Consider the following 12,362-nt stretch of genomic DNA (forward strand, 5'->3'; position numbering starts at 1 on the left):
CGTGCTCAGGCGTGGGGGCGCTCGCCGAACACGGCCGTGCCGAGGCGCACGATGGTCGCGCCGTGGGCGACCGCGGCCTCGAGGTCGCCGCTCATGCCCATGGACAGCCCGCCGGCCTCCGCGGTGCCCGGGGCGCTGGACGCCACCAGCGCATCGCGCAGCTCCCGCAGCTGCGCGAAGCCCGCCGCGACCCGGCCGACGTCGCGCGAGTGCGCGCCGATCGTCATCAGGCCGGTGAGCCGCAGCCGGGGGAGCGCGGCGACGGCGACGGCGAGGTCCAGCGCGCGATCGGGCGCGACGCCGGCCTTGGTCGGCTCCGCGGAGACGTTGACCTGCACCATGACGTCCAGGTCCCGGTCCAGCACCTCGCACCGCCGCGACAGCCGCTCGGCGAGCCCGAGGTCGTCGACGCTCTGCACGCCGTCGGCGTAGCGCAGGGCGAGGTTGACCTTGTTGCTCTGCAGGCGGCCGATGACGTGCAGCGTCGGGCGCAGGTCGCCCAGGGCGGGTGCCTTCGCGACGAGCTCCTGGACCTTGTTCTCGCCGAGCAGGTCGGCGCCCGCGAGCACCGCCTCGCGCACGACGTCGGCCGGCATAGTCTTGGTCGCGAGGAGCACCCGCACGTCGGCGGGGTCGCGGCCGGCGGCCCGCGCGGCATCCGCCACGCGATCACGGACGACGGCGAGGCGCTGGGCGACGGGGTGCGGCACAGCGTGACCCTACCGAGGCCGTGACGACCGGCCGGCGACGGGAAGCCTCAGGGGCGGGACCAGGGAGGTCCCGGATGTCATGGCGGCGGCGGATAGGGCACGGTGGACCCGTGCGCACGCTCCTGAACCTCATCTGGCTCGTCTTCGCCGGCTTCTGGCTCGCCGTCGGCTACGCCGTAGCGGGCGTCATCTGCTGCGTCCTCATCGTGACGATCCCGTTCGGCATCGCCTCGTTCCGGATCGCCGGCTACGCGCTGTGGCCGTTCGGCCGCGCGGTCGTGGACCGGCGGGACGCGGGCGTCATGTCCGCCCTGGGCAACGTCATCTGGGTGGTCGTGGCCGGCATCTGGCTGGCGATCGGCCACGTCCTGACGGCGATCCCGCTCTTCGTGTCGATCATCGGCATCCCGATGGGCATCGCGAACCTCAAGATGATCCCGGTCTCCCTCATGCCGCTGGGCAAGGAGATCGTCGAGACCGACCGGCCCTTCGGCTCCCGCTGAGGGCGCGGGTCAGTCGCGCGCGATCGGCGCGAGGACGGCGTCCGTGAGCCGCACGAGGTCGGCGGGCGCGAGCTCGACGTCGAGCCCGCGGCGCCCGCCCGAGACGAAGACGGTGTCGAACAGCTCGACCGTCTCGTCGACGACGGTCGGGTGGGCCGTCCTCTGGCCGAGCGGCGAGATGCCACCGACGACGTAGCCCGTGGCGCGCTCGGCGGCCGGCTTCTCGGCCATGACCGCCTTCTTGCCGCCCACGGCGGCGGCGAGGGCCTTGAGGTCGAGGCGGCCCGTCACGGGGACGACGGCGACGGTGAGCTCGCCGTCCACCTCGGCCATGAGCGTCTTGAAGACGCGCTCGGGCTCGACGCCGAGCGCCTGCGCGGCCTCGAGGCCGTACCCGACGTCGGACGCCGGGTCGTGCTCGTACGGGTGCGCGGTGTGCGGCACGCCCGCCGCCGCCAGCGCGACGAGCGCGGGCGTGCCGGTCGGCGCGTGCTTCTTGGCCACCTCCGCAGCGTACCGAGGTGCCCCGACGTCACCGGTCCCGCGGTGCGGTGGACGGCGGGCCGAACACGGCGTGGACCCCGCGTGAGAACAGCACCGAGTCGGGCGGGCGCGGGCCGACGGGGAGGGCGCACGCGTCGACCAGCGACGCGTCGAGGGCGAGCAGCTCCGCGTCCTGCAGCGGCCACGGCTCGTGCCGGTTGCGCAGGTAGAGCGTGCGGCCCAGGCGCTCGCTGTGCAGCGCCCACCGGGCGGTGAGGAAGGCGTCCAGCGGGTCGCCCGCCGGCCGGGGCGCGCCGGGCCGCACGACGACGCGGGCGCTCGCCGCGGGCGACCGCGGCCACCGCCGGCGCGAGGTGTAGGTCAGCACCCCGTCGCGCTCGACGACGCGCATCCGGGCCCAGGCGTAGGGCAGCCCCGCCGTCCACCGGGCGCCGAGGACGAAGCCGAGGCGGGCCGCCTCCATCGTCCGGAACACCACGCCGCGCCGCCCGCGCACGTCCACGCAGTACAGGCGGACGTTCGTCTCCGCGAAGGCGCCGAGCCACGGCACCGCCGGCCCGCGCGCGAGGCCGCCGCCGGAGGTGCGGAAGGGCACCAGGCCGAGCCAGCTCGAGCCGTCGTGGACGTCGGGCACCGTGCCCGGCGGCAGGAGCGGTGCGACGTCGGCCGGGTCCACCCGCCAGTGCACGAACGTCAGGTCGAGCCATGCCTGGCGCATCAGCGCCGGGCCGGGCAGCGGCGGGGGCGTCACGGACACGGCCTCGACCCGCGCCCTCGCCATCACGCCTCCCTCAGAGCCGGCCGGCGGCGGTGATCGTGAGCGCGACCTCGCCGCGCTCGTCGCTCGCGGCCAGGTCGACGACAGCGTCGATGCGCCAGTCGTGGTCGCCCGCCGGGTCGTCCAGCAGCTGGCGGACCTCCCACCGCGTCGCCCCCTCGGTGAGGAGCAGCAGCGCCGGGCCGCGCGCGGCCGGACCCGTGCCCACGTCGTCGTGCTCGTCGAAGTAGGGGTCCAGCGCGTCGCGCCACCGCTCGGCGGTCCACCGCTCGCCGTCGGCGTCGACGTCGCCCAGCGCGCCGAGCGCCTCCCAGCGCTCCCGTGCGACGAGCTCGACCCGCCGGAACAGGGCGTTGCGCACGAGCACGCGCAGCGCACGGACGTTGCCCGTCAGGGCCGGGGGAGCGACCTCGGTCGGCGCCGCGCCCTCGGCCTCGACCGCGGCGGGGTTGCTCAGGCGCTCCCACTCGTCGAGCAGGCTCGAGTCCGTGCCGCGCACGAGGGCCCCGAGCCACTCCACCAGGTCCTCGAGCTGCTCGTCGCGGCGCTCGGCCGGCACGGTCTGCCGCACGGCGCGGTAGGCGTCGGCGAGGTAGCGCAGCAGCACGCCCTCGGTGCGCTCGAGCCCGTAGACGGACACGTACTCCGTGAAGGTCATGGCGCGCTCGGCCATGTCCCGCACCACCGACTTGGGGGAGATCTCGTGGTCCGCGACCCACGGGTTGGTCTGCCGGTAGATCGCGAAGGTCGCCTCGAGCACCTCGGCGAGCGGCTTGGGGTAGCTGACGTCCTCGAGCGCCGCCATGCGCTCGTCGTAGTCGTAGCCCTCGGCCTTCATCGCGCCGATCGCCTCCCCGCGGGCCTTGCGCTCCTGCGCCATGAGCACCTGGCGGGGGTCGTCGAGCGTGGACTCGATGACGGACAGGACGTCGAGGGCGTAGGTGGGCGACTCGCGGTCCAGGACGTCGAGCGCGGCGTAGGCGAACGGCGACAGCGCCTGGTTGAGCGCGAAGTCCGGCGGGACGTCGACCGTGAGCCGCACGGTGCGGCGCCCGTCCGGCAGGGTGACGCGCTCGACGACGCCCGCCGCGCGCAGCGAGCGGTAGACGGCGACCGCCTGGCGCACGTGCCGGCCCTTGGCCGCCTCGGGCTCGTGGTTCTCGCGCAGCAGGCGCGTCATGGCCGCGACCGGGTCCCCGCGCCGCGCCAGGACGTTGAGCACCATCGCGTGGGTCACGGTGAAGCTCGAGGTCAGCGGCTCGGGGTCGGCGTCGCGCAGCCGCTCGAACGTCTTGTCCGTCCAGTTGACGGCGCCCTCGGGCGCCTTCTTCCGCACGATCTTCTTGAGCTTCTTCGGGTCGTCCCCGGCCTTGGCCAGCAGCTTGCGGTTCTCGATGACGTGCTCCGGCGCCATGACCAGCACCTCGCCGAGCGTGTCGTACCCGGCGCGGCCGGCGCGGCCCGCGATCTGGTGGAACTCCCGCGCGCTGAGGTGCCGCATCCGGGTGCCGTCGTACTTGACGAGCGACGTGAGCACCACGGTCCGGATCGGGACGTTGATGCCGACGCCGAGGGTGTCGGTGCCGCACACGACCGTAAGCAGGCCCTGCTGCGTGAGCCGCTCCACCACCCGCCGGTAGCGCGGCAGCATGCCCGCGTGGTGCACGCCCACGCCGTGCCGCAGGAGCCGGGACAGCGTCTTGCCGAAGCCCGTGCCGAAGCGGAAGTCGCCCAGCTCGGCCGCGATCGCGTCGCGCTGCGCGCGGGACGCCACGGTGGTGGAGAGCAGCGCCTGCGCCTGCTCGGCGGCCGCGGCCTGCGTGAAGTGCACGAGGTAGACGGGCGCGCGCCGGGTCGTGACGAGCTCCTCCACGACCTCGTGCAGCGGCTCCACGACGTAGGAGAACGTCAGCGGCACCGGCCGCTCGCTGCTCGTCACGGCGGCCACCGGCGTGCCCGTGCGCCGCTCGAGGTCGTCGACGAAGAAGCTGACGTCACCCAGGGTGGCGGACATGAGCAGGAACTGCGTGCGGGGCAGCTCGAGCAGGGGCACCTGCCACGCCCACCCGCGCTGCGGGTCGGCGTAGAAGTGGAACTCGTCCATGACGACCTGCCCGACGGCGTCGTCGCCCGGGACGGCCGGGTCGTCGTCGGGCAGCGCGTCGGCGAGCGGGTCGCCGGTGCGCTCGCCGCCGGTGCGCAGCGCGATGTTGGCGAGGATCTCCGCGGTGCAGCAGATGATCGGCGCGCCGGGGTTCACGCTGCTGTCGCCGGTCATCATGCCGACGTTCTCGGCGCCGAAGGCCGCCACGAGCGCGAAGAACTTCTCGCTCACCAGGGCCTTGAGCGGCGCCGTGTAGAAGGTGCGGCGCCCCTGGGCGAGGGCGACGAAGTGCGCCGCCATGGCGACGAGCGACTTCCCCGAGCCCGTCGGCGTCGCGAGGATCACGTGCGAGCCGGTGACCAGCTCGAGCACGGCCTCCTGCTGGGCCGGGTAGAGCTCGAAGCCGTGGTCCTCCGCCCAGCCGGTGAACGCCTCGTAGAGCGCGTCCGGGTCGGCGTCGGCGGGCAGGCGGTCCACCAGGCGCGGCGGGCTGACGGCGGGCGCCTCAAGCGCGGTGTGGCTCACCCGTCCATCGTCGCAGGCGCGCGGCGCACCGGTGCGCGTGGCCTCAGGGCCCGAGCACGTCCGCGCACACGGCCACGAGCCGGGACCGCAGGACGGCGGCCCGCTCGGCGAGCTCGCGCTGGGCCGCGACGTAGGTCCGCTTGCCCTCGGGCGTCTCGATGGGGACGGCCGAGTGGCCGAGCGAGGAGACGTCGTACGGCGACGCGCGCATGTCCAGGACCCGGATCTCCGCCGCGAGCCCGAAGCAGTCCAGGAGGAGCTCGCCCGGGACGGCCGGGCCGAGCTTGAGCGCCCACTTGAGGCAGTCCATGTTGACGTGCAGGCAGCCGGGCTGGTCGAGGTCGACCTGGGTCTCGCGCGTCGGTCGCAGCTCGTTGCGGGGGACCGCCTCGGGCGTGAAGAAGCGGAAGGCGTCGATGTGCGAGCAGCGCACCGGGTGCTGCTCGACCACGGCGTCCGTGCCGGACGCGCCGAGGCGCAGGGGCAGCCCGTGGCGCCGCTCCTGGTCGGGCTGCCGGTAGACCATCGCCCACTCGTGCAGGCCGAGGCAGCCGGTGTAGACCGGTCGCCCGGCCGTCGCCGCGAGGAGGCGGTGGACGTAGCGCACGGTGTCCCCGCGCTCGGCGAGCCAGGCGCGCACGTCGAGGCGGACGACGCCGTCCGTGGTCGCGTACCAGCGCCACGTCGCGTGCGGCGGCGCCTCGCCGGCCGTCTCGAGGCCCACGCCGGCGCCCGGGTGCCACCGCCGCAGCCGGGCGGGCGTCACGCCGTAGTAGTCGTAGAGGAAGTCCTCGACGGCGTCCTTCGTGCCCGCGGCGCGGCGGGCGCGCCGGGCCGCGGTCAGCGCGTCGGCGCGGTCGGCGTGGGCTCGTGCGAGGCCGTCCCAGGCCTCGCGCGCCAGCACGGTCGGTGTGGTCGTGAGCACGGCTCCAGCGTAGGTGGCGGCCGTGGCGCCGCGCCCCGGCCTTGCGCGCCGGTCCACGCTCGCCTGGGATGGGTGCCATGACGGACCTCGCCCTGCTCCTCGACGACATCCGCGGCACCGACCAGCGGCTCCTCGCTGCCGTGGACCAGCTCACCGACGACGACGTCCGCGCCCCGTCGCGCCTGCCGGGCTGGACGCGCGGCCACGTGCTGGCCCACCTGGTCGGCGTCGCCGGCGGAGCGGCCCGCCAGCTCGAGCACGCCGTCGCCGGGACGGAGCGCGTCGACTTCTACGACGGCGGCCGCGCCGGGCGCGACGCCGCGATCGAGCTCGGCGCGCGGGCCGGTGCCGGCGAGCATCGCGAGCAGCTGCGCGCGGCGCTCGAGCGCCTCGAGACGGCGCTCGCGGCCGTCGGGCCGGACGTGCTGGACGTCACCACCGGGTACCGCGACCGGCCCGTCAGCGCCGTCCTGACGATGTGGTGGCGCGAGGCCGAGGTGCACGCCGTCGACCTTGACCTGCCCGGGCTGACCACCGCGGCGTGGACCACGGGCCTGCGCGCGCACCTGGTGGACTACCTCGCGGACCGCGTCCCCGACGGCGTCCGGCTCGACCTCGCGGCGACGGACCGGCCCGCCGAGCGCCGCACGGTCGGCGCTGCCGACGGCGCGGTGGTCACCGTCCGCGGGACGGCCGACGACCTCGTGCTCTGGCTCGCCGGGCGTGAGCCCGCCGGTCCTGTCGCGGCCGAGCGGGACGGCGTCGCCGTGCCGCTGCCCGAGCTCCGGCCGTGGCCCTGAGCGCGCCTAGGGTGTGCGCATGCCCAGCGCGCCGCCGCCCCTGACCGTCGTCGAGATGTGGACCGACGGTGCGTGCAAGGGCAACCCCGGACCGGGCGGCTGGGGCGCCTGGATGCGTTCGGGCGAGCGGGAGCGCGAGCTGTGCGGCGGCGAGCCGGAGACGACGAACAACCGCATGGAGCTCACCGCGGTCATCGAGGGCCTGCGCGCGCTCACCCGCCGGTGCGCCGTGACGCTGCACGTGGACTCCACCTACGTCATGCACGGCATGACGCGCTGGCTGCCGGGCTGGAAGCGCAACGGCTGGATGACCGGGTCGAGGACGCCGGTGAAGAACAAGGACCTGTGGCAGGCCCTGGACGAGGAGGTCCGCGGCCACGACGTGACGTGGGTCTGGGTCAAGGGCCACGCCGGCGACCCGGGGAACGAGCGCGCCGACGCGCTCGCGAACCGCGGGGTCGACGTCGGCCTGGCGTCGGTCCCGCGCTGACGGGCCCCACGGCCGCCATCCGAGACGGGACGTCCCGAAACTTGATACACCGGCGCGGGTGCGGGTGAATGGACGGCGTGAGCGCCGACGTGTACACCCATGGTCACCACGAGAGCGTGCTGCGGTCGCACCGCTGGCGGACCGTCGAGAACTCGGCGGCCTACCTCGTGCCGGCCCTCGGCGCCGGGCAGAGCGTGCTGGACGTCGGCTGCGGCCCGGGCACCGTGACGATCGACCTCGCGCGGCGCGTGGCCCCGGGGCGCGTCGTCGGCGTCGACACGTCGGCCGCCGTCATCGAGCTCGCGCGCGAGGCGGCGGGGGACCTGCCCAACGTGGAGTTCCGCACCGGCGACGCCATGGCCCTCCCGTTCGACGACGACGCGTTCGACGTCGTGCACGCGCACCAGGTGCTCCAGCACCTGTCCGACCCCGTCAGCGCCCTGCGCGAGATGCGCCGCGTGACGCGCCCGGGAGGCGTGGTCGCCGTGCGCGACGCCGACTACTCCGCCATGACCTGGTACCCGCTGAGCGCCGGCCTCGACGAGTGGCTCGCGCTCTACCACGAGGTCACCGACGCCAACCGGACCGAGGCGGACGCCGGCCGCCGGCTCCTGTCCTGGGCGCACGCGTCCGGCTTCGCCCCCGAGCTGGTGACGAGCGGCGCCGACGCGTGGTGCTACTCGAGCCCGGAGGAGCGCGTGTGGTGGTCCGGCGTCTGGGCCGAGCGCGTGACGGCCTCGGCGTTCGCCGAGCAGGCGGTGGCCTACGGCCTCGCGGACGACGTCGCCCTGGAGGTCCTCGCCGACGCGTGGCGCGCCTGGGGTGAGGCCGAGGACGGCTGGTTCGCCGTGCTCCACGGCTGGGTCCTGGCGCGCGTCCCGTCGTAGGCGCTCACCGGGGTGCGCCCGTCACAACGGGCGGTGGGGGCGGGGGCGGCGTGCCGGCCGGGACGCCCACGAGCCTGCGTCCCGCGGGCACGAGGGTGTCGGCGACGACGGTGGACCACTCGTGGAGCAGACGTTCGAGCGGGCCGCGGCCGAGCGTCGCGCGCCAGGCCCACGTCGTCGCGAGCGTGACGAGGACGAAGGCCGCGAGAGTCACGTTGCTCGCGTTCCACACCACGCCGTCACCGAGGACGGCGATCGCGACGAGCTGGGCGCAGTACGCGGTGAGCGCGAGCGCACCGGTCGCCGCGAGCGGCGCCGCGAGGCGGGAGCCGTACCGGGAGACCACCAGGCAGCCGGCGAGCAGGAGGAGCGAGACGCCGATGTTGCCGACGACCTCGGGCGCCGAGTTGGCGTGCGGCTCGACGGCGAGCAGCGCGCGGCGCACGGTGTGCTGCGGCGCGATCCGCGCCGAGCCGAGCGCGCCGACGCCGTACCCGACCACCGCCGCGGCGAGGCCCGTGAGGGCCAGGCGCGGGGCGGCGCCGTCGGCGGCGAGGTCCGTGCGGCCGAGCGCCACGCCGACGAGCAGGTACGCCATCCACACGACGGCGGGGTAGTGGGCGCCGACGAGCACGTCGAGCGGTTGCGGGGTCCCGAGCACGAACGACGTCGCGGTCGCCGCGCGCGCGTAGACCCAGACCACCGGCCCGAGGACGACGAGGAGGCCCGCGACGGCGAGCAGCGTCCGGCGGCGCCACCCGAGCGCGAGCGAGACCAGCGCGAACATCACCGCGTACGTCGGCAGGATCACCGCGACCGGCGTGCCCAGGGCGATCATGACCGCGCCCAGGGGCCACAGCAGCAGGGCGCGGGCCAGGACGCGGACCACGGCGTGCCGTCGGCGCGCGCCGACGTGCGGGCGCGGGCCGCCGCTCAGGAGCGCTGCCGAGACGCCCGCCAGGAGCGCGAAGGTGGCGGCCGAGCGTCCGTCGGCGACGCCCAGCCAGCCCGACGCCGACCACCACGGGCCCTCGGCGTCGCCCACGTGCGCCGCGAACATGCCCAGGACCGCGAGGCCCCGCAGGAGGTCGACCGCGACGATGCGCTGCACAGCGAGAGCGTAGGCCCCGCGGCTAGGGTGGCGCCGTGCGCATCGCGAGGTTCACGACCGGCGGGGATCCCCGCTACGCCCTGGTCGACGGCGAGGCGGGCTCCGAGGAGCTCGTCGTCATCTCCGGCGACCCCATCTACATGCCGGTGCAGCCCACCGGCGAGCGCGTGCCGCTGTCGCGCGACGACGTGCGGCTGCTCGCGCCGGTCATCCCCAGGTCGAAGATCATCGGAGTCGGGCGCAACTACGCCGAGCACGCCGCCGAGATGGGCAACGACGTCCCCACGTCCCCGCTGCTGTTCCTCAAGCCGAACACCAGCGTGGTCGGGCCCGACGACCCGATCGTGCTGCCGCCGTGGTCGCAGGAGATCCACCACGAGGCCGAGCTGGCCGTCGTGATCGGCAAGGTGACCAAGGACGTCACGCCCGAGCGCGCGCTGGACCAGGTCTTCGGCTTCACCGTGGCCAACGACGTCACCGCGCGTGACGCCCAGCGCACCGACGGGCAGTGGGCGCGCGCCAAGGGCTTCGACTCCTCGTGCCCGCTCGGGCCGTGGATCGTCCCAGGGCTCGACGTCGACGACCTCGCCGTGCGCGCGCGGGTCAACGGCGAGACGCGGCAGGACGGGCGCACGTCGCAGCTGATCTTCGACGTCGCGACGCTCGTGTCGTACGTGTCCGAGGCGTTCACGCTGCTGCCCGGCGACGTCATCCTCACCGGCACCCCGGCCGGTGTGGGACCGGTCGTGCACGGCGACGTGGTCGAGGTCGAGGTCGAGGAGATCGGCGTCCTGCGCAACCCGGTCGTCCGCCGGGACTGAGCCGCCGCTACGGCGACGGGGCCAGGTCGATCGCGACCTGGTCACCGAGGCGGACGAACCCGACGCTCTCCGCCACGCGCGCCGACGCGACGTTGTCCACGCGGCAACGCCACTGCGGCACCAGGCCGGCGCCGAGGGCGTGCAGCGTGGCCGCGGCGGCCGCCTGAGCGCCGAGACCTCGGCCGCGGGAGCCGTCGGCGACCGCGACGCCGAGGTGGGCCAGGGCGCTGCCCCAGGTCTCGTAGCCCGCCGCGGCGGCGGGCGCCCCCGTGTCAGCGTGAACCACGCACCGCGTGCTCATGCGGGCCAGCCCGCTCTCCTCCACCTCGGCCGCGGAGCACCGGCAGAGGACCGCCGCGATCTCGGCCCCGGTGGCTGCCCGAGCGGTGCCCTCCCCGCCCCGCGACACCGTGCCGCGATCGGCGAAGGACAGTGAGGCGGCCCCGAGCAGGCTCGGCCGCGCGGGCTCCAACGCGCCGAGCAGGGCGGCGACGTCGAGCAGCTGCGGCGACTCCAGGTGCCGCAGGAGGGAGAGGGCACCCTCGGGCGCCGCGACCGCGATCGTCCCGCGGAGCCGGACCACCACCGCTGCGGTCAGGTCGGGCCGCTCGATGAACACCGGTCCGGCCGTCTCGAGTGTCCGAGGCGTGGTCCGCAGCCGCCCGGCCCACACCTGCCGCACGACCGCCTCGGTGGAGGACGTCACGTCGCGTGTCACCCCGAGGAGTCTGGCAGCCGTCGCGGGCTCGTGGCCTGCCGGCGACGGCGTCAGAACGGCGGCGGAGGTTCTGGCTCCTCCGGCCCCCAGGCCTCCGACTCGCCCGGGACCGCCTGCAGGTGGATCCAGCCGTCCTCGGGCGGCGGGTGCTCCGGCGGACGGCGGTACATGTGACCCGTCGGCGACGTCCACACCGTGCCGCCGGCCGCGACGGTGCCGCCGGCCGCGACGGTGCCGCCCGCCGCGACCGTGCCGCTCGCCGCTGAGCCTGTGGCGGCGGGCACGCTCGCTCCCGCGCCGGGATCCGTCGCGTCCTCGCGGCGGACCTGCCACCCGCCGTGGGTCTTCGCCCGGTGGTGGTGGCGGCAGAGGGCCTGCAGGTTCTCGATCCTCGTCTGGTCGTCCGGACCCGCCGGGTCGTAGGGCTCGACGTGGTCGACGTCGCACCGCTCCGCGGGCATGCGGCAGCCGATGAACGTGCAGGTCCGGTCCCGTTCGACCACGGCGTCGCGCAGCGACGTCGTCGGCCGGTACCGGCGGGACGACCGGGCGAGCGGTTCACCACTGCCCGCCCGGACCAGGAGCGGCTCCCACGTCGAGCCCGCCGCGATCCGCCGCGCGAGACCGCCGGGGACGACGCCGTAGCCGTCGAGGACCGCCGGCGCGTCCGTGAGGCCGAGCAGCGACTCCGCGGTCGCGGTGATGGTCAGGTGAGGCCGCCTGCCCTGCCGCGTCCGCAGCGGCGTCCCGGCCGGGTGCGTGCCGGCGTCGAGCCAGCGGGTGGCGAGGTCGACGAGCGCGTCGGCGCGGCGCTGGTCGAGCGTCCGCCGGTCCTCGTCACGGTCCTGCTGCTCTGCCAGGACGGTCAGGGTCGTGTGGAGGGCCACTGCGTCGGGCGCGGGGAGGAAGGCGCTGACCCATGCCATCGCGTCGGGGGCGGGGAGCAGCTCGACCCGCCGTTCCTCGCACGCGCGGCGGTGCCTGACCACGGCGGCGTCGGGGTCGCGCAGCAGCTCCATCCGCCGGAGCGCGGCCCGCAGCCGCGGCACCGTCGAGGTGACGGCCGTGGGCATCAGGTGCTCCGCGAGGTCGCGGGCGACGTCGTCCGGCAGGCGGCCCAGCTCGTCAGCGAGCAGCGCGGCGCGCCGGACGTCGACGTCCCCGCGGTCCAGCGCGTCCGCCACGGCGGGCAGGCGCTCGAGCCCGAGGGCGAACCCCACCGTGGCCTGCGCGACGGCACGGGTCGTGCACAGCCGCGCGGCGACCTCGTCGCCCAGGTGGTCGGCCCGCTCGCCGACGCGGCGGCGCGCGAGCTCCGCCAGCACGCGAGCCTGGCGACCCGACGCCCACGACACCACTCGTTCCCACGCCGCGACGGCCTCGACGAGCGCGGCGTCGTCGAGGTCGGCGGGCTCGAGCGCGGCGACGTCGGCGGCGAGCTCCGGACCGGGCGCCGCCGCCATCAGCGCGGCGGCGAGCGGGTGCC

At 75.6% G+C, this 12,362-nt stretch carries 13 protein-coding genes; 5 read left to right on the top strand and 8 right to left on the bottom strand.

Annotated features, from left to right (window positions below):
• Nucleotides 1–5 precede the first annotated feature (5 nt).
• Complete coding sequence (locus IDM29_RS02785) at nt 6–710, bottom strand: YggS family pyridoxal phosphate-dependent enzyme (RefSeq protein ID WP_182111573.1); 705 nt, start codon at nt 708–710, stop codon at nt 6–8.
• Between the two features lie 110 nt (nt 711–820).
• On the opposite strand from IDM29_RS02785, the gene IDM29_RS02790 reads away from it, so the two are divergent.
• Entirely contained in the window at nt 821–1,213 is a 393-nt protein-coding gene (locus IDM29_RS02790; protein ID WP_182111572.1) for a YccF domain-containing protein, read from the top strand.
• Between the two features lie 9 nt (nt 1,214–1,222).
• On the opposite strand, the gene ybaK is transcribed toward IDM29_RS02790, so the two are convergent.
• Genes ybaK through IDM29_RS02810 form a run of 4 tightly spaced genes read right to left on the bottom strand, consistent with a single transcriptional unit; the run spans nt 1,223 to nt 6,049 of the window.
• Nucleotides 1,223–1,717, bottom strand: coding sequence for a Cys-tRNA(Pro) deacylase (gene ybaK / locus IDM29_RS02795; RefSeq protein ID WP_182111571.1), 495 nt, complete (start codon nt 1,715–1,717; stop codon nt 1,223–1,225).
• Between the two features lie 28 nt (nt 1,718–1,745).
• Nucleotides 1,746–2,498 (bottom strand): YqjF family protein, encoded by a 753-nt coding sequence (locus tag IDM29_RS02800; RefSeq protein WP_182111570.1) that lies wholly within the window; start codon nt 2,496–2,498, stop codon nt 1,746–1,748.
• A 10-nt stretch (nt 2,499–2,508) separates the two neighbouring features.
• Complete coding sequence (locus tag IDM29_RS02805) at nt 2,509–5,124, bottom strand: DEAD/DEAH box helicase (protein ID WP_182111569.1); 2,616 nt, start codon at nt 5,122–5,124, stop codon at nt 2,509–2,511.
• Nucleotides 5,125–5,167: 43 nt separating this feature from the next.
• A complete protein-coding gene (locus IDM29_RS02810) occupies nt 5,168–6,049 on the bottom strand; it encodes a 3-methyladenine DNA glycosylase (protein WP_182111568.1) in 882 nt (293 codons plus the stop codon).
• A 77-nt stretch (nt 6,050–6,126) separates the two neighbouring features.
• On the opposite strand from IDM29_RS02810, the gene IDM29_RS02815 reads away from it, so the two are divergent.
• The 3 genes from IDM29_RS02815 (at nt 6,127) to IDM29_RS02825 (ending at nt 8,226) form a co-directional block, all read left to right on the top strand.
• Complete coding sequence (locus IDM29_RS02815) at nt 6,127–6,849, top strand: maleylpyruvate isomerase family mycothiol-dependent enzyme (protein WP_182111567.1); 723 nt, start codon at nt 6,127–6,129, stop codon at nt 6,847–6,849.
• A gap of 19 nt (nt 6,850–6,868) precedes the next feature.
• A complete protein-coding gene (gene rnhA / locus IDM29_RS02820) occupies nt 6,869–7,339 on the top strand; it encodes a ribonuclease HI (protein ID WP_182111566.1) in 471 nt (156 codons plus the stop codon).
• 68 nt (nt 7,340–7,407) lie between these two features.
• The gene (locus IDM29_RS02825; protein WP_182111565.1) at nt 7,408–8,226 is read left to right on the top strand and encodes a methyltransferase domain-containing protein; all 819 of its coding nucleotides are present in this window, start codon (nt 7,408–7,410) and stop codon (nt 8,224–8,226) included.
• 4 nt (nt 8,227–8,230) lie between these two features.
• Here the strand turns inward: IDM29_RS02825 and IDM29_RS17590 are convergent, their stop codons facing one another.
• A complete protein-coding gene (locus IDM29_RS17590; RefSeq protein WP_182111564.1) occupies nt 8,231–9,337 on the bottom strand; it encodes a heparan-alpha-glucosaminide N-acetyltransferase domain-containing protein in 1,107 nt (368 codons plus the stop codon).
• A gap of 35 nt (nt 9,338–9,372) precedes the next feature.
• Here IDM29_RS17590 and IDM29_RS02835 point away from each other — a divergent pair, with 35 nt between their 5' ends.
• Nucleotides 9,373–10,158 carry a fumarylacetoacetate hydrolase family protein gene (locus IDM29_RS02835; RefSeq protein WP_182111563.1) on the top strand — a complete coding sequence of 262 codons (786 nt, stop codon included), beginning with the start codon at nt 9,373–9,375 and terminating at the stop codon, nt 10,156–10,158.
• 7 nt (nt 10,159–10,165) lie between these two features.
• Here the strand turns inward: IDM29_RS02835 and IDM29_RS17595 are convergent, their stop codons facing one another.
• Both IDM29_RS17595 and IDM29_RS02845 read right to left on the bottom strand, forming a co-directional pair.
• Entirely contained in the window at nt 10,166–10,876 is a 711-nt protein-coding gene (locus IDM29_RS17595) for a GNAT family N-acetyltransferase (RefSeq protein ID WP_182111562.1), read from the bottom strand.
• Between the two features lie 50 nt (nt 10,877–10,926).
• A partial coding sequence (locus tag IDM29_RS02845; protein WP_188037184.1) for an HNH endonuclease signature motif containing protein occupies nt 10,927–12,362 on the bottom strand: 1,436 nt, incomplete at its 5' end.

The organism is Actinotalea sp. JY-7885 (assembly GCF_014525465.1).
GTDB lineage: Bacteria > Actinomycetota > Actinomycetes > Actinomycetales > Cellulomonadaceae > Actinotalea.